Below are 22,457 nucleotides of genomic sequence, written 5' to 3'. Positions count from 1 at the left end.
CGCCCAATAACCCTGGCAAGCGTGGTGACTTTTCTTTATCGTACGCGCCCCTTGAAAATGCTTGGAAAATCAAAATGTTGGAAGCATCCCTAAACCAATTGGAGCAACTGGTCAGCGACCTTGTTCAACAGAACCAGACCCTGCTCGGCGCCAACCAGGCCCTGAGCGCAGAACTGGCCCAGGCCAAGGATGAAAACGAAAGCCTGCAACTGAACCTGATGGAGCAGGAAGAGAAACACGGCGCTACCGCAGCGCGCATCCAGGCCTTGGTTGAACGCGTCAGCGCCGGTCCGGTCAGCGCATGAGTGTCGGCGCCGCAGGGGTAAAAGTCGTCTCGATCCTGGGGGAGGACTATTCGATCAAGGCGCCGGCCGGGGAAGAGCAAACCCTGCTGGACGCTGCCATGATGTTGAAAGCCGCGCTGGCCGATACCAAAAGAAAGTACCCGACGCTGATCGGTGACCGCCTGTTGGTGCTGGCAGCGATGAATCTGTGCTCGCAGCAGATCGAAATGCAAAAGCAGCACAAGTTCGAACTCGACCGTTTCCAAGAGCAAGTCAGCGCCACGGTTGAAGTGATCGCCAAGACGATCAGTCAGGCCTGACAGGCTTTGCGCACAACCAAAGAATAAATTGTCGTTTGCGTTGTATACAATCGGCACGGCTGTTGCAGTGTTTCAGCCTCTTATTCTTTGGGGGTGCTCCATGCAGTTCTGGCGACGCAGTATTCAATGGCAGTTGATCCTCAGTATGGGCACCGCCCTGCTGGTCAGCATCCTGATCGTGGTGGGCATTTATACCCTCGTGGTCAACCGTCTCGCCCAGCGCTATCTGGTCGAACAAGCGCTGCCGTCGAGCATCGAAGCGATGCGCAACGACATCGAGCGCATCCTCGTGCAACCCCTCACCGCCGCCAAGGACATCGCCAGCAATAGCATGGTGCGCGACTGGTTGGCCGCCGGTGAAAACAGTGCCCAGGCACCCACGTTTGTGGCCTATCTGGAAGGCATCCGCGCTGAACACAAAGCGTTTACCGCGCTGATTGTCGGCACCGCTTCAAACCACTATTTCACTGAAAAAGGCCTGGACCGGACTCTCAGCCGCGCCAATCCCAAAGACGCTTGGTTCTATGCCTTCCTCGATGGCAACCAGCCACGCACTCTCAATATCGACAATGACACTGCGACCGGAGAATTGGCGCTGTTCATCGACCTCAAGGTTGAACAGGCCGGCAAAGTCGTGGGCGTTGCCGGGCTCGGGTTGAGCATGAAAGAGCTGTCGGAGCTGATCCACAACTTCAGCTTCGGTGAGCGCGGCAAGGTCTATCTCGTGCGTTCCGACGGTTTGATCCAGGTTCATCCCGAAGCGCAGTTCAGCGGCAAGCGTTCTTTGGTCGAGCAAATTGGCGCGCCGGCTGCGCAGGCGGTCATGGGTCAACAAACTGCCACCCACAGCAGCTTTGTACGCGAGGGCGAAGATTTTCTGGCGTTGAGCCTGCCGTTGCGTGATCTGGGCTGGACCCTGGTGGCCGAAGTGCCACAGTCGCAAATCTATGCCGAAGCCCGCCGCGCCATGTGGATGAGCAGCGGCATCGGTCTGGCGGTGGCGCTGGTGTGCCTGTTGCTGGTGGTGTTGCTGGCTCGCGGCCTGGTGCGGCCGATCCGTCAGGTAACAGCGGCGCTGGTAGCCATCGGTAGCGGTGGGGGAGATTTGACCCACAGGCTGGATGCCAGCCGTGCCGATGAGCTCGGCGACCTGGCGCGCGGGTTCAATCGGTTTCTCGACAGTCAGCGCGACATGATCGGCGAGGTGCTGACCACCAGTGAGCGTTTACGCTCAGCCGTCAGCCAGGTGGCGAAGGTGGTGGACAACACCGCCGAGCGCTCTGGCCGTCAGCAGGAAATGACCGACATGGTTGCCACCGCCGTTCACGAAATGGGCCTGACCGTGCAGGAAATCGCGCAGAACGCCGGCAACGCGGCGCTCGCCTCGCAAAACGCTCGCGATGAAGCCATGCAGGCGCGGGAAGTGGTCGGCGGGTCGATCCGGCACATCGAAAGCATGTCCGATGAAATCGGCAACGCCGCCAGTGCGGTGGGTGAGCTGGCGAATCAGGTCGCCTCCATTGACCAAGTGCTGGCGGTCATTCGCGGGATTTCCGAGCAGACCAACCTGTTGGCGTTGAATGCGGCTATCGAAGCGGCGCGGGCCGGGGACATGGGGCGCGGGTTTGCAGTGGTGGCGGATGAAGTGCGCACGCTGGCTCGACGTACCCAGGCTTCGACCGATGAAATCCAGCAGATGATCGGCAGCCTCAAGCAAGGCGCGGAGAATGCGGTGTCGTCGATGCACACCGGGCAAGCGGCGACCGGGACCGGGGTTGAGTCGAGCCAGCGCACCGGGGCGTCGTTGACGGCGATCACCGGCCAGGTCGAGCGCATCAGCGACATGAACCATCAGGTGGCGACGGCCACGGAAGAACAGTCGGCGGTGACGGAGGAGATCAACCGCAATGTGCAGGGGATTTCCGATCTGGCCCGGGCGACGGCGGGGGAGGTCAGGGCTTGCCGTGAAGATTGTCAGACGTTGCAGCGATTGGCCGATGATCTGGCGCGGCAGATGGGTGGGTTTCGGTTGAGCTAAAGGCTCAAGATCAAAAGATCGCAGCCTGCGGCAGCTCCTACATTGGAATACGCTCCCCGTAGGAGCTGCCGCAGGCTGCGATCTTTTCAATAGCCGTCACACCGATTTATACCCGATCAGAACCACTCATCCTGCATGCCCAGACAAACATCATCCCGAGCCTCAAGAATCGCCAGTTCATGGTGGCACCCCGGCACTTCCCACGTCAGGAAATACCGCGCCGCCTGCAGCTTGCCCTTATAGAAGCTCACATCCGCCGCATTGCCCTTGGCCAACCCTTCCTCGGCGCGGATCGCCTGTTCCAGCCAGCGCCAGCCAATCACCGTGTGGCCGAACACTTTCAGGTACAAGGCCGAGTTCGCCAGGCTGGTGTTGACCTTGCCCTGAGCCAGATCGGTCAGCAGGCCGATGGTCACGGTTTGCAGGCGCGCCACCAGTTTCTCCAGCGGTTCACGCAGTGCGGTCAGCGAGTCATGGGCTTGGGCGCGCCCGGCGGTGTCGGCGATCAGGCGGATCAGTTGCTTGAGCCCCGCACCACCGTTTTGCGCCAGTTTGCGCCCCAGCAAGTCCAGCGACTGGATGCCGTGGGTGCCTTCATGGATCGGGTTCAGGCGGTTGTCGCGGTAATACTGCTCGACCGGGTATTCGCGGGTGTAACCGTGGCCGCCGAGAATCTGGATCGCCAGTTCGTTGGCCTTCAGGCAAAACTCCGACGGCCAGGATTTGACGATCGGCGTCAGCAAATCCAGCAGCTCGTGCGCCTGTTTGCGTTCAGTTTCGGTCTCGAGGGTGGTGGTGTCATCGAACAGTCGTGCGGCGTATAACCCAAGGTCGAACGAGCCTTCGACGTACGCTTTTTGGGTCAGCAACATGCGTTTGACGTCGGCGTGCTGGATGATCGCCACCGGCGCGGTGTTCGGATCCTTGCTGTCCGGCACACGACCCTGGGGCCGTTCGCGGGCGTATTCCAGGGAATACAGGTAACCGGCGTAACCGAGCATTACTGCGCCCATGCCGACACCGATCCGCGCTTCGTTCATCATCTGGAACATGTAGCTCAAGCCGTTGTGCGGCTTGCCCACCAGATAGCCGACACACTCGCCGTTGTCGCCGAAGTTCAGCGCCGTGGACGTGGTGCCGCGCCAGCCCATTTTGTGAAACAGGCCCGCCAGCAACACGTCGTTGCGCTGGCCGAGGCTGCCGTCATCGTTGACCAGGAACTTCGGCACGATAAACAGCGAAATGCCTTTCACCCCGGCCGGTGCATCCGGCAGCTTGGCCAGGACCATGTGCACGATGTTTTCCGACAGCGGGTGATCGCCGCCGGAGATGAAAATTTTGTTGCCCTTGAGTCGATAAGTACCGTCAGACGCCGGCTCGGCACGGGTACGAATATCCGACAACGAAGAACCGGCGTGCGGTTCCGTCAGGGCCATGGTGCCGAAAAAACGGCCGTCGATCATCGGTTGCAGGAAGCGCTGTTTCTGTTCTTCGGTGCCGAAGCTTTCGATCAGGTTCGCCGCGCCCATGGTCAGAAACGGGTACGAGGTCGATGCGGCGTTGGCCGACTGAAAGTGTGCAAAGCAGGCTTGGGACAGCAGCGTAGGAAGTTGCATGCCGCCAGCGTCGAAACTGCGCGCGGCGTTGAGGAAACCGGCTTCGAGGAACGCATCCACCGCCGGTTTCACTTCCGGAATCAGAATCGCCTGACCGTCCTCGTAGCGCGGTTCGTTCTCGTCACCCTTGCGGTTGTGCGGGGCGAAGAACTTCTCGGCAATGTTGCGGGCGGTGCCGAGGGCGGCATCGAAGGTCTCGCGATTGTGCTCGGCGAAACGCTCACGCTGAGTCAGGCCCTCGGCATCGAGGACTTCATACAGCTCGAAAGCCAGATTGCGGGAACTGAGCAACGTCTCGGACATGGCGGCCTACCTTTTTTGGAATGGGCCGAGTCTAGGCGCGGGGATTGAGGCTGAGAAGGATGATTGATGTCGGTGATGGATGAGCAAAAGATCGCAGCCTTCGGCAGCTCCTACAGAGAAACACGATCCCCTGTAGGAGCTGCCGAAGGCTGCGATCTTTTGATCTTGCTTGAAAAAAAACCAGGCACCGATACGGGCGCCCGGTCTCAATACGGTTTAACCGATGGTCATCAAATAGCAAAAGATCGCAGCCTTCGGCAGCTCCTACAGAGAAACACGATCCCCTGTAGGAGCTGCCGAAGGCTGCGATCTTTTGATCTTGCTTGAAAAGAACCGGGCACCGATACGGGCGCCCGGTCTCACTACGGTTTAACCGATCGTCATCAAACTGGCATTACCACCCGCCGCAGCCGTGTTAACGCTCAACGCGCGCTCAATCACCAAACGCTCCAGCGCAATGTTGGTCTCGCCCTGGGACAATCCATGAACACCAACAATGGCACCGGCACGCTTGGCCACTTGCTGGCAAACCGCACGCAGCTGATCGGAATGGCCATGATGCAGAACCGCATCGAACACCACTTCGTCCTTGTTCCAGTCGGACACCAGCTTGATCCGTGCCTGAACTTCCTTCGGCAGGCGTGCGAACAAGGCCTTGGTCACGTCAGCATCCGGCCACACCGCCGAACCGCCTACCGCCAATACCGCCGCCAGTTGCGTCAGCAGATCGCCTTCGACTTCCGCCAGGCACAGCACGTGTTCGCGCGGCAGGATCGCGTAGCTGTTGCGCTCGCCGGTCGGGCCGGCCAGCACACGGGTGATGCCGCTTTGCGATTGCGCGGTGAACTGCACGCACAGGGCGCTCAGGTCAGCGAACTTGTTGCTGTCGGCCCAGGCTTTCAGCGCGGTCAGCGGTTTGCTCATGGCATCACGCAGGCGCACATCCGGTGCAGTCTCAGCGTCGCCGCGAGCGAAGGATTGTTCGATCGCATCGGTAGGACGCGTCGACAGCAAGCGGTACAGGTACAACGGACCACCGGCCTTCGGACCCGTACCCGACAGACCTTCGCCACCAAACGGTTGCACACCGACCACAGCGCCGACGATGTTGCGGTTGACGTAGACGTTGCCGGCGTTGACGTTGTCGATCACCTTGGCGATGGTCTCGTCGATGCGGGTGTGCACGCCCAGGGTCAGGCCGTAACCGGAAGCGTTGATCTGACCGATCAGTTGATCGATGTCTTTGCGCTTGTAGCGAACAACGTGCAGCACCGGGCCGAAGATCTCCCGTTGCAGCTCATCGAAGCTTTCCAGCTCGATCAGCGTCGGCATCACGAAGGTGCCGCGTTTGACTTCTTCGCTGTTGGCGATCGCCACCTGGTACACATTGCGACCTTTGTCGCGCATGGCCTGGATGTGCTTCTCGATGCCGGACTTGGCTTCGGCGTCGATCACCGGGCCGATGTCCACGGACAGGCGTTCAGGGTTGCCGAGGCGACATTCAGCCATCGCGCCCTTGAGCATTTCGATGACACGGTCAGCGGAATCTTCCTGCAAGCACAGCACGCGAAGTGCCGAGCAACGTTGACCGGCGCTGTCGAAGGCCGACGACACCACGTCGATCACGACTTGTTCGGTGAGTGCCGAAGAGTCGACGATCATCGCGTTCTGGCCGCCGGTTTCAGCGATCAGCGGGATTGGACGGCCTTGTGCGTCCAGGCGACCGGCGACGTTACGTTGCAGCAAGCGAGCGACTTCGGTGGAGCCGGTGAACATCACGCCTTTGACCCGATCGTCACCGACCAGACGCGCGCCAACGGTTTCGCCACGGCCCGGCAGCAGTTGCAGCACGCCCTCCGGGATACCGGCTTCGAGCATCAAACGCACCGCTTGCGCAGCCACCAGCGGCGTTTGCTCCGCAGGCTTGGCCAGCACCGGGTTACCGGCGGCCAATGCCGCAGCGACCTGACCGCTGAAAATCGCCAGCGGGAAGTTCCACGGGCTGATGCACACCACCGGACCCAGCGGGCGGTGGGCATCGTTGGTGAAATCGTTGCGCGCCTGCACTGCGTAATAACGCAGGAAGTCCACGGCTTCACGCACTTCGGCGATGGCGTTGGCGAAGGTCTTTCCGGCTTCGCGAGCCAGCAGGCCCATCAGCGGCTGGATCTCGCCTTCCATCAAGTCAGCGGCACGTTCCAGAATCGCGGCACGTTCGGCCGGCGGAGTGGCCTGCCAGATAGGCGCAGCATTCAGGGCGCACTGGATCGCGTTGTCGACGTCTTCGACCGTCGCTTCCTGAACATGGCCGACCACGTCACGCAGATCCGACGGGTTCAGCACTGGCGCAGGGGTTTCGGAGCTGGACACGCAACCGAGCATCGGTGCGGCTTTCCAGCTGTTGTGAGCGGTGGCTAGCAGCGCGCAGGACAGCGAAGCCAGACGATGTTCGTTGGCCATGTCGATGCCGCTGGAGTTGGCGCGCTCGGCACCATAAAGATCACGCGGCAGCGGAATACGCGGGTGCGGCAGGCCGAAGCCGCCTTCCAGCGTCGCCATCTGCTCGATGCTGGCCACTGGATCGGCCACCAATTCCTGAATCGAAATAGATTGGTCGGCGATGCGGTTAACGAACGACGTGTTCGCGCCGTTTTCCAGCAGACGACGTACCAGATACGCCAGCAATGTTTCGTGAGTACCGACCGGCGCGTACACGCGGCACGGACGGTTCAACTTGCCTTCGGAAACTTTGCCTACAACCTGTTCGTACAGCGGTTCACCCATGCCATGCAGGCACTGGAACTCGTACTGACCCGGGTAATAATTCTGACCGGCAATGTGGTAAATGGCCGACAAGGTGTGGGCGTTGTGTGTGGCGAATTGCGGGTAAATAACTTCCGGTACCGATAGCAGTTTGCGAGCGCAGGCGATGTAGGAAACGTCGGTGTACACCTTGCGGGTGTAGACCGGATAGCCTTCCAGGCCTTCGACCTGGGCGCGCTTGATTTCGCTGTCCCAGTACGCGCCTTTTACCAGGCGGATCATCAGGCGATGACGGCTGCGACGAGCCAGGTCGATCACGTAATCGATCACGTATGGGCAACGCTTCTGGTAAGCCTGGATCACGAACCCAATGCCGTTCCAGCCGGTCAGTTGCGGCTCGAAGCACAGGCGTTCCAGCAGGTCCAGCGACAGCTCGAGGCGGTCGGCTTCTTCGGCGTCGATGTTCAGGCCGATATCGTATTGCTTGGCCAGCAAGGTCAGCGACAGCAGGCGCGGGTACAGCTCGTCCATCACACGCTCGTACTGCGCACGGCTGTAACGCGGGTGCAGTGCCGACAGCTTGATGGAAATGCCCGGGCCTTCATAAATCCCACGGCCGTGGGACGCTTTGCCGATCGAGTGGATGGCTTGTTCGTACGAGGCCAGGTATTTCTGCGCGTCGTGCTCGGTGAGTGCAGCTTCACCCAGCATGTCGTAGGAGTAGCGGAAGCCTTTGGCTTCAAACTTGCTGGCATTGGCGAGCGCTTCGGCGATGGTTTCGCCAGTGACGAACTGCTCGCCCATCAGGCGCATGGCCATGTCGACGCCCTTGCGGATCATCGGCTCGCCGCTCTTGCCGATGATGCGGCTCAGGGACGAAGTCAGGCCGGCTTCGTTGTGCGTGGACACAAGCTTGCCAGTCAGCAACAAGCCCCAGGTGGCGGCGTTGACGAACAGCGACGGGCTGTTGCCCAAATGCGGGTGCCAGTTACCGGTGCTGATCTTGTCGCGGATCAGTGCATCGCGAGTGCCTTTGTCCGGGATGCGCAGCAGCGCTTCGGCGAGGCACATCAGCGCGACACCTTCCTGGGACGACAGGGAAAATTCCTGCAACAGGCCCTGAACAATCCCGGCACGGCCGCCGGCGCTTTTCTGGTTACGCAGTTTTTCAGCGATCGAGGCAGCCAGTTTGTTGGTAGCTTCGGCCATGGCGACCGGCAGGCGAGCCTGTTCGATCAGCATCGGCACCACTTCCGGCTCCGGGCGACGGTAAGCGGCGGTGATCGAAGCGCGCAGTACCGATTGCGGCAGGATGCTTTCGGCGAACTCAAGGAAGCATTGATGGGCGTGGTCGACGTGGACTTCGCCGTTGTCGTCAGCCTCTTTAGCGCTCAGGCCGTTGAGCTCGGTCAGGGTTGCACCACCCTCGAGTTTTTCCAGGTAATTGAAAATTGCCTGTTTGATCAGCCAGTGCGGCGTGCGATCAATCGAGGTTGCGGCGGCCTTGAGGCGTTCGCGGGTCGGGTCATCAAGTTTGACCCCAAGGGTGGTGGTAGCCATATTTTTATCCTCATGTTTGCCACGATCGCGTGGCATCAGCTGGCCGCAAGATTAGCTGCGCAATCTTCGAGGTGCAACCGGGTGCAACCCTTTTTTTATCGGAATAATAAGCAGCTCGTCAGGAAATAAATTCTGGTACGAAGGTACTGCTCCTGCTTGGTGCTTTTAGTTCTAGTAAATCGTGATGACTGCCTAAAAGAGAACCAAAACGGGGCTTTTTAAAATAAGTCCGACTGGGTGCAACTTATTCAACAAAAATGGGTTGCACCTTATTTGCTTTGTTGAATAGCATTCGCCGCCAAGGTGCAACCGGCTCCAAAGTCTGGTGCACCGGCTGATGGCTTTCCTGGGGAAACATCGGTCATAAATGCGCGGGATCTATAATCGTCTGTCAAACGTCGTCGTTTGCGAGCGGTTAACCACCACCGCCGCTACATAAAAACAAAGCCAGGGCGTAACTCAATGAGCGTAAGTAATCCAACCCTGATCACGTTCGTGATCTACATCGCAGCAATGGTGCTGATCGGCTTCATGGCCTATCGCTCCACCAACAACCTTTCTGACTACATTCTGGGCGGTCGCAGCCTGGGCAGCGTCGTGACTGCATTGTCCGCCGGCGCCTCCGACATGAGCGGCTGGTTGTTGATGGGCCTGCCGGGCGCCATCTACATGTCCGGTCTGTCCGAAAGCTGGATCGCCATCGGCCTGATCGTCGGTGCCTACCTGAACTGGCTGTTCGTCGCCGGCCGTCTGCGCGTGCAGACCGAGCACAACGGCGATGCGTTGACCCTGCCGGACTACTTCTCCAGCCGTTTCGAAGACAAAAGCGGCCTGCTGCGGATCATCTCCGCCGTAGTGATCCTGGTGTTCTTCACCATCTATTGCGCCTCCGGCATTGTCGCCGGCGCCCGTCTGTTCGAAAGCACCTTCGGCATGTCCTACGAGACAGCGCTGTGGGCCGGTGCTGCTGCGACGATTGCCTACACCTTCGTCGGCGGTTTCCTGGCCGTGAGCTGGACTGACACCGTACAAGCCACGCTGATGATCTTCGCCCTGTTGCTGACGCCGATTATCGTGCTGCTGGCGACCGGCGGTGTCGACACCACGTTCCTGGCCATCGAAGCACAAGATCCAAGCAACTTCGACATGCTGAAGAACACCACCTTCATCGGCGTGATTTCGCTGATGGGCTGGGGCCTGGGCTACTTTGGCCAGCCGCACATCCTCGCGCGCTTCATGGCCGCGGATTCGGTCAAGTCGATCGCCAAGGCCCGTCGCATCTCCATGGCCTGGATGATCCTGTGCCTGGCCGGCACCGTCGCTGTCGGCTTCTTCGGTATCGCTTACTTCTCGGCGCACCCTGAGGTGGCCGGTCCTGTGACCGAGAACCCTGAGCGCGTGTTTATCGAGCTGGCCAAAATCCTCTTCAACCCATGGATCGCCGGTGTACTGCTGTCGGCCATTCTGGCGGCGGTCATGAGCACCCTGAGCTGCCAGTTGCTGGTGTGCTCGAGCGCCCTGACCGAAGACTTCTACAAAACCTTCCTGCGCAAAAACGCTTCCCAGGTTGAGCTGGTCTGGGTCGGTCGCGCCATGGTGCTGTTGGTTGCCCTGATCGCCATCGCGATGGCCGCTAACCCGGAAAACCGCGTACTGGGTCTGGTCAGCTACGCCTGGGCTGGTTTCGGTGCCGCGTTCGGTCCGGTCGTCCTGATCTCCGTGATCTGGAAAGACATGACCCGCAACGGCGCACTGGCCGGCATCCTGGTCGGCGCGATCACCGTGATCGTGTGGAAACACTTCGAGTTGCTGGGCCTGTACGAAATCATCCCTGGTTTCATCTTCGCCAGCCTGGCGATCTACTTCGTCAGCAAAATGGGCACGCCGACTGCCGGCATGCTGCAGCGCTTCGAAGCTGCCGAGGCTGATTTCCGCCTGAACAAGTGACCGGAATGAGCTGACGCTCTGACCTTTCGCCGCACATGAAAACGGCCCGCTTCCTTTGGAGGCGGGCCGTTTTTTTTGCCTGCGCCAAGCCCGAGGTATCACAGTTTCCCTGTGGGAGCGAGCTTGCTCGCGATAGCGTCGGGTCAGTCGACATCAATGTTGACTGTACAACCGCCATCGCGAGCAAGCTCGCTCCCACAGGAGGGGATGGTGATTATGAAGGGAATGTATGTAGTTCTCTGTCCCGATTTTTGAAGGCAAATTCTTTAAAAAAGTAGGGCAAATCTGATTTTCATGTCCCTCGAGTAACACCCGTTATAGCTCATGCAGAATCGCCCGCCTTCATTCTGCAGAGACACATCGGATGTCCGCTCTTGCCAACTCAACGCACTTCACGCTGACCGTCGACGGCCACCAGAATGAACTCAAAGTGCTTGAGTTCACCGGCAGGGAAGCCATCAGCCAGCCTTACCGTTTTGAACTTGAACTGGTCAGCGAGCGACCGGACATCGAGCTTGAAAGCCTCCTGCACCGTCAGGCATTTCTGTGTTTCGACGCGCAAGGTTCCGGCATTCACGGTCAGATTTTTCGCGTGGGCCAAGGCGACTCCGGTAAACGTCTGAGTCACTATCAGATCAGCCTGGTCCCACGCCTGGCCTACCTCGAACAGCGCATCAATCAGCGAATTTTCCAGCGCAAAAGCGTGCCGACGATCGTTGCGCACATCCTTGAGGAACATGGCATCCAGCGCGATGCTTTCGAGTTTCGGCTCGGCAGTGAGTACGTCGAGCGCGAGTACTGCGTGCAGTACGGTGAAAGTGATCTGGCGTTTATCCAGCGGCTTTGTTCCGAGATCGGTATTCACTACCACTTTCGGCACAGTTGCGACGGGCACTTCCTGGTGTTTGGCGATGACCAGACGGCGTTCCCGCGTTTGCCCGAGCAGACGCTTTACCTTCCAGACACCGGCATGGCGGCGAGCGCGCCTGCGATCAAGGGTTTCAACGTAAGACTGGAAACCCGGACAACCGCAGTAACCCTTCGTGATTACAACTTCCATAAACCGCAACTGGAACTCGAGAGCCGAAGCGATAGCCAGCAGGCGCCGGTGCTGGAGCACTATCACTTTCCTGGCCAATTCACCGATCGCGAACACGGCAAGGACCTGGCTCACAGAACCCTTCAACGCCACAACGCTAACTACCGTCAGGCGCAAGGTCGGAGCGATGAACCTGCTCTGGTCAGTGGACACTTCCTACACCTCACCGGGCATCCGCGTCAGGCATGGAATGACCTGTGGCTGATCACGGGAATCAACCATCATGGCCGACAGCCGCAAGTGCTTGAGGAACAGGCCAGCAGCGACGGGACGGATGATTTCCAGGGTTATCGCAATACCTTTCTGGCGACGCCGTGGGATGTTTGGTTTCGTCCGGCTCTGGTCGCGAAACCGCCTGCCGCAGGGTATCAAGCCGCTGTCGTTACGGGCCCCAGCGACAGCGAAATCCACTGTGACGCGCTGGGTCGCGTCAAGGTTCAGCTCGCCTGGGATCGTGACGGTAAGCGCAATGAACATACCAGTTGCTGGCTGCGAGTGGCCACCGGGTGGGCGCATAACGGCTACGGGGTCGCGCTGACGCCCCGGGTTGGCATGGAAGTGTTGGTCGGATTCGTCGACGGCGATGTGGACAAGCCCCTGGTCATGGGTTGCCTGCCCAATGGTGCCAACTCGACGCCGTTGAACCTGCCCGCCGAAAAAACCCGCAGTCTTTTCCGCAGCCAGAGTAGTCCCGGCGGCGGTGGTTACAGCGAATTGCGCATCGAGGATCGCAAAGGCGCCGAGGAAATTTACCTGAGGGCCCAGCGGAACTGGACTCAGCACGTGCTGCAGGACCAGCAGGTCAATGTCGGAAATCAGCGCAGTACGGACATCGGTGCAAACGACAACCTGCACGTCCATGGCGACCGGCAGATCCGCGTCAACAGCCAGACCCTCAAGGCCAGCGACCAGGCTCATTTCATCGCCGGCCAGCAAATCGTCATCGATGGCGGAGCAAACGTCACCCTTCAGGCGGGCGGGCAATGGATCAACATCAGCCCCGCCGGCATCTTCAGCAGCGTACCGATCCAGCTCGGTGGTGCGCCGATTCCAGTCATTGGCACCTCGATCGCTGCAAAACCACTTCTAGCACTCAGCGCAGCACAGCGCCTGATTCTCCAAAGCGATGCGCCGTTTTGCGCAGCCTGCGCGTGCAAGGACGGTGGCTATGCTGGCTGATCACTTGTCACCTCACACATGGTTAGAACGCCAACCGCTGGAACCGTCCGAGCAGTTGTTCGCGATTTTCAGCAATGCCAGTTCGTTTGCACCGTTCAAAGCCTGGCAGCGCACCCATCCACTGCATGCGCCGAGCCCAATCTGGGCCCACACCGCTTACGCCGAGTGGGAACCGGTCATGCCCTACGTCGGAATCGTCGCTCCTGGCAGTGAGTTTCTGGAGTGGGTCGCGACGACCGAGTCTCGGGATTGGGGGTGGCTGGCGGTTTCTTCTTCGACTCGGGAAGAGTTGATCGAGCATCTGCGCAGCCTCACGCAAGTGCTTTTACCCGATGGCAGCGTTGTGTTTTTTCGCTTCTGGGACGGGCGACATCTATTGCCGATTCTTCAGTCTGCCGAGGTCGACGTTGCGCAATTACTACCTGGCCTGGCGCGGTGCCTGATCAATGGTCAGTCGCTGGAAATGGGTTGTGCTGCTCTGAAATCCTCCAGAAATTTCCCATGGTGGGAAGTGCCCGCACCGCTGCTGGAACAACTTGCCAAGCATTCAAACACCACGCTGGTGAGCAACTTGCTCAAGTGGCTGAGCGAGGACCGTCCTGATCTCTTCGAGGCGTTTTCAGAAGACATTTTGCGGCACAAGGTGGCGATCTTTCTTGAGGAGCCGGGCCTACCCACAGCACCGAAATCAGCCTTGGTGGACTACCTGATATCGGAGCTGGACTGATGGATCAGATATCAGGGATTGAGCAGGAACTCGACGGTTTCAAGGACACGTTGAGTGTGTATCGCGAGCAACTTCAGGGTTTTTTGAGTCGCAATGCGGACCGGGTCAGTCATGCGATGGATATGCCATCGCTGATGAACATGGAGCGTCGGATCGACCTCGGCACTACCTCCAAATCAGTGAGCAGTCGAGATGACAATTTTTTCTCCAATGTTGCGCAATGCCCAAACAGCGGCATTTTGCAGATTGAGAGCAAGTTCGAATCGGTTTACGACATTCCGCTGGGGAACATCGATGTTGATGTCATTGCCGTTGATGGGGGCGAACAGAAGAGGGTCACGCTTGATGTAAACGGTAAGGGAACGTTTGAGGGCCTTGCCGGCAAGTCCTACCGCGTTCATGTCCAGAGCGAGGTGACCCCGAAGCAAATCGAGGAGCTTTTCAAGTCTTACGACGGCCTGACCCAGCATCTGGAAGAATGGCTGCGCAAGGAGTGGCAAGGGTTCAAACCGCAGTGGCCGCAGCAGTCAGCATCAGCTTCGCTGGCCGCCGCCGGAAACGGAATACTCGCCGGCGGTTGGGCGGCCATTCAGGCGGTTTGGGATGGCATCGGTGAACTCACCGACATTCTGAAAGACCCCAATGCCTTTGCCGAGAAGCTGGGTGAAAGCGCCGGCGAACTTGGCCGGCTCGCAGCGAGCGCGCCAGACAAGATGGAACAGGCCATGTTGCTGGCCAGCGACGAGGCCGCACTGTGTTTGCTGATGCGTACCGCAACCTTATGGCTGGAAATGTTGCCGCCGACACAGTTGGCGAAGTCGTCAGCCGAGGCCATTTCCAAAGTTGTCGTCGGATTAGTCATCGACTTGTTGATCGGCCTGGTGCTCAGTGTGGTCGGGGTTGGCATTGCCTGGCTTGCAGTACGTATGGCCAAGTACAGCGCGCAGATTTACCAAGCCGCGATGGCGTTCGTGAAGTCGATGGTCACGATCATCGACAACTTCATGGACTATGTAAGCCGCTACAAAAAAGTTGCCGTACGCGGTATTGCGGCCGATGTTAAAAATGGAACAGTGACGCTGAACTCGGCTGGCAAACGCAACACCACCCTCCAGCAAACCGAACACCGCGACGACGCTTCACACCAGGCCACCAATCCCAACGGCGACAGCGCTGATTCCGCCGCCAACACCGCCACCAACAAATGCCCGGTGTCGATGGTCACCGGCGAAGAGCTGCTGACCCTCACCGACGGTTCTTTGGACGGCATTTTGCCGTTTGATTTCACCCGACTCTATCGCACCAGCGCCGCCGAAATCGACGGCGGCCTCGGTTACGGCTGGAGCCACAGCCTCGCCCATCGCCTGGAAATCGACGGCGATCAGGTCATCTGGATTGACCACGAAAACCGCCGCACCGCTTTCCCCTTGCCCACTGTCGAACGCCCGGCGATCCACAACAGCCTGTCCCGGGCGGCGATTTTTCTCGGTGACGAACCGGAAGAATTGATCCTCGCTCAGGCGGGCGACGACATGCGGTTTTATCACTTCATCAACGGTCGGTTGACCGCGATCAGCGACGCCTACGACAACCGTCTGCGCATCACTCACGACCGTCAGGACCGCCTCCAACGCCTCGACAACGGCGCCGGCCGCGCCTTGCGCTTGCGCTACGACCGCCGTCATCTGGTCGCCGTCGATTATCAGGTTTTTATTCCGGCGGACACGTTGGAACAAGCTTGGGTCACCGAACAGACGCTGGTCAGTTACCGCTACGACGAACGCGCTCGACTGATCGAAGCCAGCAACGCTGCCGGTGAAAGCGAACGCTACGACTACGACGATCAACACGTCATCCTGCAGCGGCAACTCGCCGGTGGGGCGAGTTTCTTCTGGGCGTGGGAAAGGTTCGGCAAGGCTGCACGATGCGTCCGGCACTGGGCGTCGTTTGCACAGATGGAGGCGCGGTATGTCTGGGATGATCAGGGCAGCGTCACCGTCCACAACCTCGACGGCAGCCAAGAGGTGTACCAGCACGACGACCGCGCAAGGCTGGTGCGCAAGGTCGGGCTGGATGGCGGCGAACACCTCAAGGCTTACGACGACAAAGGCCGCTTAATTGCCGAGCAGGATCCGCTCGGTACCGTCACCGAATACCACTACGACGAAGTCGGACGCCTGGTCGCGCTGATTCCGCCGCAAGACGAGCCAACGTCCTACGAATATCGCAACGGTTTCCTGCATGCGCGGTATCGCGGTAAAGCCGTCTGGAAATACCAGCGCAATGCCCAAGGCGACGTCACCGACGCCACCGACCCTGACGGCCATGTCACCCACTCTTTTTATGACGCGCAAGGTCGGTTGCTGTCGATCCGTTATCCGGATCACAGCCGCCACGCCTTTGTCTGGAATGCCTTGGGGCAGTTGCTCGAAGAGACGCTGCCGGACGGTGGCCAGCGGCGGTTTTCCTACGATGCACTGGGGCGGCAGATTACCCGGCAGGACGAACACGGTGCGGTTACCCGTTACGCGTGGGACGCCGTCGGCCGACTGATCCAGACGACACTTCCTACCGGTGCCACGCGCACTTTCAGCTACAACGCCTACGGAAAAATCACCGCCGAACGCGACGAACTGGGTCACGTCACCCGTTACGAATACCTAGACGATCTGCACCTGGTCAGCCGCCGGATCAATCCGGACGGTACCCAGCTCAAGTACCGCTACGACAACGCCCAGCTGTTACTTACGGAAATTGAAAACGAATCCGGCGAAAAATATCAGCTGGACTACACGCCCAGCGGATTGATCCGACAGGAAAGCGGATTCGATGGCCAACGCACGGCGTATACCTACGACCTCAATGGCCATCTGCTGGAGAAAACCGAGTTCGGGTCTGACAGCTCGCAGCTGGTTACCGCTTATGAGCGAGACACGGCCGGGCGGCTAATCGCCAAAACCTTGCCCGACGGCAGCAAGGTGGAATATTCCTACGACAGCCTCGGTCGACTGATCAGCGTCGATGACGGTCACGATCACCCGCTGGAATTCCAGTACGACTCACAGGACCGGCTGATCACCGAGCATCAGGGCTGGGGCACGCTGCGTTATGGCTACGACGCCTGCGGCCAGCTCAACCGGATGCGCCTCCCCGACGGCAGCAAACTCGACTACCACCACGAAAAGGGCGGTGCGCTGAGCGCCATCGACCTCAACGGCGCACGACTCACCAGCCACCAATTCACTTGCGGCCGCGAACAGCAACGCCAGCAAGGCCAGCTCACCAGTCAATACCACTACGACGACCAGGGCCGTTTGCAAGCCCACGCCATCAACCAACAAAACCGCCCCCTGTACCTGCGCCACTACGCCTACGCGATCAACGGCAACCTCGTAACCATCGCCGACAGCCGCCACGGCCAGCGCAGCTATTACTACGACCCGCTCAACCGCCTGACCCGCGTGCGCCACAGCCGCGACGAGCCGCCGCAAAGCTTCGCCCACGACCCGGCGGGCAACCTGCTGATGCAGGACCGCCCCGGCCTCGCGACCGTCAAAGGCAACCGCCTGCTCAGGCAAGGCGACCGCCACTACGACTACGACGCCTTCGGCAACCTTGTCCGCGAACGTCGCGGCACGGGTCCTACGCTCGTCACCGAATATGCCTACGACTGCCAGCACCGACTGACCGGCGTCACCACCCCGGACGGCCGCCGCGCCAGCTACCGCTACGACGCCTTCGGCCGGCGCATCGCCAAAACCGTCGACGGCCACACCACGCAATTCTTCTGGCAAGGCGACCACCTCGTCGCCGAAAGCAGCCGCGAGCACTACCGCAGCTACGTCTACGAACCCGGCACCTTCCGCCCGCTGGCCCTGCTCGACGGCAAAGGCCCACGCAAGGCCTGCCCGTTTTACTACCAACTCGACCACCTCGGCACCCCGCAGGAACTCACTGACTACAGCGGCGAAATCGTCTGGTCAGCGAAGTACAACGCCTACGGCAAAGTCACACTGCTAACGCACGGCGGGGGCGAGCAACTCGAACAGCCGCTGCGATTCCAGGGCCAATACTTCGACCCCGAGAGCGGCCTGCACTACAACCGGCATCGGTACTATGATCCGGATGTTGGACGGTATCTGACGCCGGACCCGGTGAAACTGGCGGGTGGGCTGAATCAGTATCGGTATGCGCTGAATCCAACGGGGTGGGTTGATCCGTTGGGGTTGAGCGGGAATTGCCCGCCGCCGAATAAGCCTGGATGTGGGGCGCCGGATGATACGACCGGCGTTAAGATTGATGAGGGTGAGCCGCCGCTGCCGAAAATGACGGCTGAGCAGCGGCGGGAGAGGATTGATGAGTTGGCGGAGGCGAATATCCATAGGCGTCTAAAGGAAATGGAGGAGTTGATTGAAGGTGCCCACTTTCTGCAGAAGCATGGGGCGCAAACCACTCTGCAATCCCAACTCTTGCGAGTGCAAGAAGGCAGGAATCCCACGACAGGAGAAATAGATAGGTATGAGAGAGGAAGACGAGCGGGTGAGCCGGTCATACCCTCCGCTGCAACACATTTTCTGAGTCATCGTGATCAATTCAACGCAATACAACGAGCGCAGTTAATTTTTAGGCAGAGCGGTATAGATGCTTCACGAAAACCAATTGAAATGGGTAAAAAAATAGGTGAGGGATTTAAACGAGATGGGTTGGAGTATGGTGAGCAGACTAGAGCGGTTGTCATTCTGGATAACAATGGTGACGCTAAAACTTCATTTACGGATTTTGACTGATGAATAGGCCTTACTCGCTGTGGAGTATACGTGGTCTGCTTTTTGTATTTGATATTGAAAATACGCGTGATTTGGAACGGGAAGAAATTATTGTTTCGAAAAATGTGAATGATGACATTGAACTCGCCGAGCTTTTTGATGCGTTGTTACGGCCGGAATTTTTTATTTATAGTGAGCAAGAGCGAAGTTTGTTAGTCAAAACTCTGTCGCATTTTTTAGAAAACGGTGAGAATTTTGATGAAATTTTTTCGAAAATGGATACGTATTTTGATGATGAAGTTAAAGATCAAAGGCAGTTCATGAAAGTTCTCTTTAATTGTTTGGAGCGATACCAAAATCAGGGAAGTGGCAGTTGATTCCTACAAGGGCAAAGGTGCAGATATATCTTTGCTGCCGAGAAAAACATGTTGTTATTAGATACATTTTTAAATGAAGAGCTTCGGCCGAATTTAATGTGGTTTATTGGGGTTTTTAGAGGCTGCAAAGGGGGCGGATATATTTCCGCTGCCACCTTCGAGGTCATTATAGGCATGAACAAGCTTGGCAAATAATCCCGTCCCTTTTTAGCCTTTCTATCCGGTTAAGTGAGGGAGGTTATGTTTATTGATCCTGGTACTGGGCAACCATACATTCCGACGCCTTCTTATTTTTTGGGGTGTTTCGATATTTATGATCGGGAAGAAACGCTTGGAGAGGAGCTGGAGAAATTTAATCCGAATGATCCGTTGGATAGGGAGAAATTAATACTCAGGTATTGTCTGGTTAACAATCGTACCTATCGACATCGCTTTTTGCTTTATAAGTGCTTGCAAAAAGCTCTTGATGACAAGTGGTACGATTTTCAATCGCTTTTTAAATATGATCCAGAGGCATACTCCTCATTCCCCTGTGGGTGGGACGAAATGGAAAACACTAGAGTTTTTTTTGAAGATATTTATCGATTGGCAACTGTCGAGTGGAAAGAAGATCTCCTAAAGGCCAGTCTTGAAGATCCATCAGCTTGGTGACAACAGTTATCTATTTGGTAGAAAAATTTTATGACCGCTTCGCGCTCAATCGCGGGCAAGCCACGCTCCCACAGGATTTGGGTAATGCCCATTTTTGGCGGCTTGCCTCGATTCTTTGGAGCGGGCTTGCCCGCTAAGGCGGTCTTACAGGCTGCGAAATTTCTGGGCAAGGTCGTCGGAAGTTTCCTTCAAGTTGTAGCGGTTTGCATGAACTGGTGCGCATGGATCCACATCGATAGGCTTTTGAGCAGTCACTGCAAATTCAGTGACAGGGTGTGGAAGCCCTTCTATCGTTAGGCGCGTCATGCGCCACCAGTTCGGCGTTTTTTATCGTCTGTGTTTTATGGTGGCTGTGCGCGGGGCGCTTTCGAGTGCGCCGGGTGCGCCGGGTGCCTAACGTCCCGGTCTTCCACACCTGCGTACAGCCGCCACCTATTGCGTGGAAGTGATTGATGGCGGTCCCCTTTCATACGTTAGGAATCAGACTGATGAAAACACTGACCCCCGATCCACCCTACGAAAAACCCACCTCTTACCCCGAAAACCGCTTCAAACCCCTCACCAGCAATTGCGACGACATGCCGACGCTGTTCTTCGACACCCAAGCCCACTCTATGTGCTGAACGACGCCGCTATGTTCCGGATCAAAACCGTCACTCAAGTGCTGGAGAACCTGAGCATGCGCGGTTCGATCGAGTGTGAGTCGTTCATCCTCAGTGATTTTGCCTTGCTCTGTGCCGTTCCGTTGCGTGATGGCTGTGACTTGCTGGATACGGTGAGGCAGCGGTTGCGGGCTCAGTCTCCCGATTAGTGTGAGCGGGCTTTTGTGGCGAGGGAGCTTGTCGGAACGCCGCACCGTCCCGCTGGGCTGCGCAGCGGCCCCAAACGGGGCGACTGCTTCGCGGTCGAGCGGGAGCAAGCTCCCTCGCCACAGGGGCGGGTGATTGCCCGCTCGGCTGTGAGGCCCTGACGTTCGCCGCCGTACAAGGTAAACTTCCCGGCCTTCGCAGGAGCAATCATGAATTATCGTCACGCCTTCCATGCCGGCAATCACGCCGATGTGTTCAAACACCTGACTTTGACCCGCCTCATCGCCCTGATGTCGCGCAAGGAGCAGCCGTTTGCCTATCTCGACACGCACGCCGGTATTGGTCTGTATGACCTGCAGGGTGATCAGGCGAGCCGTACCGGTGAGTATCTGGAAGGGATCGCGCGGTTGTGGGATCAGCCGGATCTGCCGGATCTGACCGCCGATTACATGAAGGTATTGCACGACATGAACCCGGATGGCCAGTTGCGCTATTACCCGGGTTCGCCGGAATTGGCGCGGCGACTGACGCGGCCGCAGGATCGGCTGATGCTCAACGAGAAACACCCGGAAGACGGTGTGCTGCTCAAGGACAACATGGCCGGTGATCGTCGGGTGAAGGTGCACCTCGGCGAAGGCTGGCATGTGCCACGGGCGATGTTGCCGGTGCAGGAGAAGCGGGCGGTGATGTTGATTGATCCGCCGTTTGAACAGCTCGATGAGATGCAGCGTTGTGCGGCGTCTTTGAAAGAGGCGATTGGCCGGATGCGCCAAACGGTGGCGGCGATCTGGTACCCGGTGAAGGACCAGCGCATGTTGCGTCGCTTCTATCAGGACCTGGCCGGCACGGGCGCGCCGAAGTTGTTGCGGGTGGAGTTGCTGGTGCATCCGCTGGACACGCCGAACAGTTTGAACGGGTCGGGGTTGGCGATTGCGAATCCGCCGTGGGGGCTGGAAGAGGAATTGCGTGAGTTGCTGCCGTGGTTGTCCAAGAAGCTTGGGCAGACCCAGGGTGGGTGGCAGATGGATTGGTTGATTGCCGAGTAGGCAAGATCAAAAGATCGCAGCCTTCGGCAGCTCCTACAGGTGTACACAAAACCCTGTAGGAGCTGCCGAAGGCTGCGATCTTTTGCTTTACGGGTTTAGATCGGGCAGGTGACGCCCGTACCGCCAATCCCGCAATACCCTTCAGGATTCTTGGCCAGGTATTGCTGGTGATACGCCTCGGCAAAGTACACCGTCGGCGCTTCGTCGATTTCGGTGGTGATGGTGCCTTTGCCCGCCTTGGTCAACTCAGCCTGGAACACTTTCGCGCTGGCCTTGGCCGCGTCCAGTTGGGTCGGGTTGGTGGCGTAGATGACCGAGCGATATTGCGTGCCGATGTCATTGCCCTGGCGCATGCCCTGGGTCGGGTTGTGCAGTTCCCAGAACATCTTCAGCAGCGCTTCGTAGCTGACTTTCGCCGGCTCGTAGACCACCAGAACCACTTCGCTGTGGCCGGTCAGGCCTGAGCAGACTTCTTCGTACGTCGGGTTTGGCGTGTAGCCGCCGGCGTAACCCACCACCGTGCTGACCACGCCTTCGCGCTGCCAGAACTTGCGTTCCGCACCCCAGAAACAGCCCAGGCCGAAGATCGCAAAATCCACGTCCATGGCGAATGGGCCCAGCAGCGGTGCGTCGTGGACAAAGTGTTTTTCCGGCAGGTTCATCGGAGTTTCGCGGCCAGGCAGAGCTTGTTCTTTAGTCGGGAGCACGTTTTTGTTCACCAGAATTTCCGAGCGCAGAACCATGATCAGTCCTCTCAGGTGGGTAGAAATGTAAATAGACAGACCGCCAGTGTGCCCAATGCCGTCCAGTTACGCACTACCTCTGTGGGAGCGAGCAGGCTCGCTCCCACAGGGATTGGGGTGTGCTCAGACGATTGGCCCGCGCGGGTAGCGCTTGAGCTTTTCGATCAGCTCGGTGCCCGGGATCGGTCGGTCGAACAGGTATCCCTGGCCGACGTCGCAGCGGTGGCGC

14 protein-coding genes and 2 pseudogenes are annotated in these 22,457 nt (G+C 58.5%); 12 read left to right on the top strand and 4 right to left on the bottom strand.

The window, feature by feature from the left end; translation table 11 throughout:
- Window positions 1-74 precede the first annotated feature (74 nt).
- The 4 genes and pseudogenes from F8N62_RS30885 (at window position 75) to F8N62_RS32445 (ending at window position 2,642) form a co-directional block, all read left to right on the top strand.
- A complete protein-coding gene (locus F8N62_RS30885; RefSeq protein WP_150713516.1) occupies window positions 75-305 on the top strand; it encodes a hypothetical protein in 231 nt (76 codons plus the stop codon).
- Window positions 302-604, top strand: a complete 303-nt coding sequence (locus F8N62_RS30880; RefSeq protein ID WP_150713515.1) for a cell division protein ZapA — start codon at window positions 302-304, stop codon at window positions 602-604. The genes F8N62_RS30885 and F8N62_RS30880 overlap by 4 nt, the downstream gene beginning before the upstream one ends.
- 100 nt (window positions 605-704) lie before the next feature.
- Window positions 705-1,778 (top strand): annotated as a pseudogene (locus F8N62_RS32450) (cache domain-containing protein); the annotation flags it as partial.
- An 18-nt stretch (window positions 1,779-1,796) separates the two neighbouring features.
- On the top strand, window positions 1,797-2,642 hold the full coding sequence (locus tag F8N62_RS32445; protein ID WP_412071999.1) for a methyl-accepting chemotaxis protein: 846 nt from the start codon (window positions 1,797-1,799) through the stop codon (window positions 2,640-2,642).
- Window positions 2,643-2,758: 116 nt separating this feature from the next.
- On the opposite strand, the gene F8N62_RS30870 is transcribed toward F8N62_RS32445, so the two are convergent.
- Together F8N62_RS30870 and putA are read right to left on the bottom strand one after the other, a co-directional pair.
- Entirely contained in the window at window positions 2,759-4,561 is a 1,803-nt protein-coding gene (locus F8N62_RS30870; protein WP_150714163.1) for an acyl-CoA dehydrogenase, read from the bottom strand.
- Between the two features lie 369 nt (window positions 4,562-4,930).
- A complete protein-coding gene (putA, locus tag F8N62_RS30865) occupies window positions 4,931-8,884 on the bottom strand; it encodes a trifunctional transcriptional regulator/proline dehydrogenase/L-glutamate gamma-semialdehyde dehydrogenase (protein ID WP_150714162.1) in 3,954 nt (1,317 codons plus the stop codon).
- A 462-nt stretch (window positions 8,885-9,346) separates the two neighbouring features.
- Between putA and putP the strand changes: the two genes are divergently transcribed.
- From putP to F8N62_RS30815, 8 genes and pseudogenes are all read left to right on the top strand, one after another.
- Window positions 9,347-10,831 carry a sodium/proline symporter PutP gene (gene putP, locus F8N62_RS30860; protein WP_150714161.1) on the top strand — a complete coding sequence of 495 codons (1,485 nt, stop codon included), beginning with the start codon at window positions 9,347-9,349 and terminating at the stop codon, window positions 10,829-10,831.
- A gap of 364 nt (window positions 10,832-11,195) precedes the next feature.
- Window positions 11,196-13,109: a type VI secretion system tip protein VgrG gene (locus F8N62_RS30850; RefSeq protein WP_150714159.1), complete on the top strand. Its 1,914-nt coding sequence runs from the start codon at window positions 11,196-11,198 to the stop codon at window positions 13,107-13,109.
- Window positions 13,099-13,836 carry a DUF4123 domain-containing protein gene (locus F8N62_RS30845; protein ID WP_150714158.1) on the top strand — a complete coding sequence of 246 codons (738 nt, stop codon included), beginning with the start codon at window positions 13,099-13,101 and terminating at the stop codon, window positions 13,834-13,836. The genes F8N62_RS30850 and F8N62_RS30845 overlap by 11 nt, the downstream gene beginning before the upstream one ends.
- Window positions 13,836-18,623, top strand: a complete 4,788-nt coding sequence (locus F8N62_RS30840; RefSeq protein WP_150714157.1) for an RHS repeat-associated core domain-containing protein — start codon at window positions 13,836-13,838, stop codon at window positions 18,621-18,623. Before F8N62_RS30845 ends, F8N62_RS30840 begins: the two co-directional genes overlap by 1 nt.
- Window positions 18,623-18,979 carry a hypothetical protein gene (locus tag F8N62_RS30835; RefSeq protein ID WP_150714156.1) on the top strand — a complete coding sequence of 119 codons (357 nt, stop codon included), beginning with the start codon at window positions 18,623-18,625 and terminating at the stop codon, window positions 18,977-18,979. Before F8N62_RS30840 ends, F8N62_RS30835 begins: the two co-directional genes overlap by 1 nt.
- A gap of 240 nt (window positions 18,980-19,219) precedes the next feature.
- The gene (locus F8N62_RS30830) at window positions 19,220-19,630 is read left to right on the top strand and encodes a hypothetical protein (protein WP_150714155.1); all 411 of its coding nucleotides are present in this window, start codon (window positions 19,220-19,222) and stop codon (window positions 19,628-19,630) included.
- 488 nt (window positions 19,631-20,118) lie between these two features.
- Window positions 20,119-20,441 (top strand): annotated as a pseudogene (locus tag F8N62_RS30825) (hypothetical protein).
- Between the two features lie 207 nt (window positions 20,442-20,648).
- Window positions 20,649-21,485: a 23S rRNA (adenine(2030)-N(6))-methyltransferase RlmJ gene (locus F8N62_RS30815; protein WP_150714153.1), complete on the top strand. Its 837-nt coding sequence runs from the start codon at window positions 20,649-20,651 to the stop codon at window positions 21,483-21,485.
- Window positions 21,486-21,580: 95 nt separating this feature from the next.
- On the opposite strand, the gene msrA is transcribed toward F8N62_RS30815, so the two are convergent.
- Complete coding sequence (msrA, locus tag F8N62_RS30810) at window positions 21,581-22,228, bottom strand: peptide-methionine (S)-S-oxide reductase MsrA (RefSeq protein WP_150712214.1); 648 nt, start codon at window positions 22,226-22,228, stop codon at window positions 21,581-21,583.
- 123 nt (window positions 22,229-22,351) lie between these two features.
- On the bottom strand, window positions 22,352-22,457 hold a 106-nt coding region (locus F8N62_RS32440), incomplete at its 5' end, for a hypothetical protein (RefSeq protein WP_412071998.1).

This window comes from Pseudomonas fluorescens, assembly GCF_902497785.1.
In the GTDB taxonomy this organism is placed as follows: Bacteria; Pseudomonadota; Gammaproteobacteria; order Pseudomonadales; family Pseudomonadaceae; genus Aquipseudomonas; species Aquipseudomonas fluorescens_BO.
Note: the sequence above shows the minus strand (reverse complement) of the source record. Positions and strands in the feature narration are given on the sequence as shown.

Bases quoted from the DNA above. Each gene is read 5' to 3' on its own strand.
- F8N62_RS30885 (WP_150713516.1), top strand. From the start codon at position 75: ATGTTGGAAGCATCCCTAAACCAATTGGAGCAACTGGTCAGCGACCTT.
- F8N62_RS30880 (WP_150713515.1), top strand. From the start codon at position 302: ATGAGTGTCGGCGCCGCAGGGGTAAAAGTCGTCTCGATCCTGGGGGAG.
- F8N62_RS32445 (WP_412071999.1), top strand. From the start codon at position 1,797: ATGATCGGCGAGGTGCTGACCACCAGTGAGCGTTTACGCTCAGCCGTC.
- F8N62_RS30870 (WP_150714163.1), bottom strand. From the start codon at position 4,561: ATGTCCGAGACGTTGCTCAGTTCCCGCAATCTGGCTTTCGAGCTGTAT.
- putA (WP_150714162.1), bottom strand. From the start codon at position 8,884: ATGGCTACCACCACCCTTGGGGTCAAACTTGATGACCCGACCCGCGAA.
- putP (WP_150714161.1), top strand. From the start codon at position 9,347: ATGAGCGTAAGTAATCCAACCCTGATCACGTTCGTGATCTACATCGCA.
- F8N62_RS30850 (WP_150714159.1), top strand. From the start codon at position 11,196: ATGTCCGCTCTTGCCAACTCAACGCACTTCACGCTGACCGTCGACGGC.
- F8N62_RS30845 (WP_150714158.1), top strand. From the start codon at position 13,099: ATGCTGGCTGATCACTTGTCACCTCACACATGGTTAGAACGCCAACCG.
- F8N62_RS30840 (WP_150714157.1), top strand. From the start codon at position 13,836: ATGGATCAGATATCAGGGATTGAGCAGGAACTCGACGGTTTCAAGGAC.
- F8N62_RS30835 (WP_150714156.1), top strand. From the start codon at position 18,623: ATGAATAGGCCTTACTCGCTGTGGAGTATACGTGGTCTGCTTTTTGTA.
- F8N62_RS30830 (WP_150714155.1), top strand. From the start codon at position 19,220: ATGTTTATTGATCCTGGTACTGGGCAACCATACATTCCGACGCCTTCT.
- F8N62_RS30815 (WP_150714153.1), top strand. From the start codon at position 20,649: ATGAATTATCGTCACGCCTTCCATGCCGGCAATCACGCCGATGTGTTC.
- msrA (WP_150712214.1), bottom strand. From the start codon at position 22,228: ATGGTTCTGCGCTCGGAAATTCTGGTGAACAAAAACGTGCTCCCGACT.